Raw genomic sequence first — 505 nt, forward strand, 5'->3', positions numbered from 1 at the left:
ATAAGGAACCACCTTCCAGATCTTATCATTTTGAAAAATATTCATATTATCGCCCTATCAATTCATTGGTGACGGCATACTTTGTGTATAAAGGCAACCGCTGTCTCAGGCGGACCAAAACAAAGAAAGAAGTGGATGTGTTCTGCATGTTTGAAGATGAGAGACTGAATCGCTTGATTTACCTTTATACCCCTCTTTTTGCGAAAGATTTTCCGATCATTCTGTTCTGGATTCCAAAAAGCGGCTGCACGACGCTGAATCGCTGGTTCTTTTTCCAAAACGGACTGCTTGAAGATGTTGGATGCGCGGGGGAGGTTCATCACTACAGAAATACGATCTATACGCAGCAGCCGGATTATGTGAAGGATCTTCTGGCAGAATTAAGAGAGGGAAAAAAGGACACTTACAAGCTTGTGCGTAACCCTTTCCGGAGAGCAGTCAGTTCCTTTCTGGCGGCAATTTGCTCCCCGAATTTTATCTGTCTGTTCAACAGTGACATGAATAC

Annotated in this window: 1 protein-coding gene; it reads left to right on the forward strand. The window is 43.4% G+C overall.

Annotation, left to right across the window (positions count from 1 at the left end):
* Positions 1-146: 146 nt before the first annotated feature.
* Positions 147-505: sulfotransferase family 2 domain-containing protein (locus D8801_RS09800; protein ID WP_142999295.1), on the forward strand; the 359-nt coding region annotated here is incomplete at its 3' end.

It is taken from the genome of Streptococcus oralis (genome assembly GCF_003943415.1).
Taxonomy (GTDB): Bacteria; Bacillota; Bacilli; order Lactobacillales; family Streptococcaceae; genus Streptococcus; species Streptococcus oralis_BJ.